Origin of the sequence: Succinivibrio sp., from assembly GCF_045124615.1 — a bacterium.
Lineage (GTDB): Bacteria > Pseudomonadota > Gammaproteobacteria > Enterobacterales > Succinivibrionaceae > Succinivibrio > Succinivibrio faecicola.
Genome location: NZ_JBGVMC010000116.1, coordinates 1 through 1,523 on the forward strand (window position 1 = coordinate 1; position 1,523 = coordinate 1,523).

Below are 1,523 nucleotides of genomic sequence, written 5' to 3' on the forward strand. Positions count from 1 at the left end.
CCTGAACCTATGATGATGTACAAGGTATGTTCAAGACTCAATGTCAGCGAAAAAGACACACTTGGAGTTGGAGATTCTGGTCTTGATATAAAAATGTACCAGAATGCATCAAGCATGTCTTTAGGAGTTCAGACTGGAGTATGGTCAGGAGAGGCTCTTTTGACACTCAATCCTGATATGCTGCTAAAAAGCATAGGCGATCTGACCTCATATCTCTAGTTATTTTCCTTTGGTGCACTTCATATCGTTTAGTGCACCGTGACCTGCAAACATGAATGGATAGTTATCTGTTGCTCTGTCTGTGATAAAAAGAACATTGATTTTGCAGTTAGAGTTAAGATCATTCATTTTTTCTTTTGTATAGAAAATACTGTCAATAAGCTGAATATCGAAAACAGCTCCCTTTATATCATTGGTAATAAAAAGCTTATTCTCAAAATTTCTGCTTACACTCTGAACCTCAAGATCAGATAAAACTAGAGGAACTTTTGAAAGCTCTAAAAAGTATGGCTGCATTGTTTTGTTGTTAGCCATTTCAGATAACTGCTTTTGAGTTACAAAAATTCCGCTATAGGTTGCATATCTGTTATCTTTACTGATATTTACAGTTGCAGGTATTGTGTTATTGTACTGCTCAGTTGTTATGACAGAGACAGCCGGCTCCTTAATAGTGCTTGAAAGTCCTTTTGATGAATAGTTAAAAACAATGGTAGTAGTCTGAAACTTCTTTCTTGCTGTCATGTCCTTTATCATAATCTGTTCAAGATTATCATTGTAAATTTCAGTCTTTCCTAAAATTGCCTCATAAACACCGTAATGTTCAGTCACAAATTTTTCTGTAAGAACATATGCATTTGAGCTAGCTGTATAAATCAAGGCCAGGGCTGCTGCAAAAACAGATAATGCTTTCATTGATACTCCAATATACTGTATGGACAATTTAAGTATAAATGTTAATTGTAAAAACGTTGAAAAAAAAGAAAATTTTTTGATGTGTGTATATAAAAATTTGTACTCTACACTACATAGCATAAACTACTGTATAATTTGCACCATGTATTAACAGTTTTCAGGATATAAGCATGCAGGAATTACCATTTAGCAAGGTTATTAGTTTTGATAAGGCAGTAGGAAGTAGTGCTCAGTACAGTGTAAAGATTGAACAAGAGCATTTTCCAAGGCTTAGTGAATCATGCTGCTCAATATTAGAGCCAATTGAAGCAAATTTCAGATTCTTTAAAGATCTTCAGGGGCTTTCAACTATTGAAGGCAGCCTGAAGGCAAAAGTTACATTTGTATGCCAGAGATGTTCTAAGGAGTTTGTAAAAGAGCTTAACAGTACTTTTTCAAGTACCTGCGATGAGCAGAAGGCAAAAAGTCTTAAGATTGATCAGAAACTTGATATAGTTGAACTCAACGATGACGGTACTTTCAATCTGCTAGATTTTCTTGAAGACTGCCTTCTTTTAGAAATACCTTTTATTACCTCACACGATGAGGATGATCCTGAGTGTATTGAAAAC

3 protein-coding genes are annotated in these 1,523 nt (G+C 34.9%); 2 read left to right on the top strand and 1 reads right to left on the bottom strand.

The features are described from left to right. The coding region (locus ACJML3_RS03250) for an HAD family hydrolase (protein WP_406020576.1) at positions 1-219 on the top strand (219 nt) is incomplete at its 5' end. On the opposite strand, the gene ACJML3_RS03255 is transcribed toward ACJML3_RS03250, so the two are convergent. Next, the gene (locus ACJML3_RS03255) at positions 220-912 is read right to left on the bottom strand and encodes a hypothetical protein (protein WP_406020578.1); all 693 of its coding nucleotides are present in this window, start codon (positions 910-912) and stop codon (positions 220-222) included. Positions 913-1,082: 170 nt separating this feature from the next. On the opposite strand from ACJML3_RS03255, the gene ACJML3_RS03260 reads away from it, so the two are divergent. After that, the coding region (locus ACJML3_RS03260) for a YceD family protein (RefSeq protein ID WP_406020580.1) at positions 1,083-1,523 on the top strand (441 nt) is incomplete at its 3' end.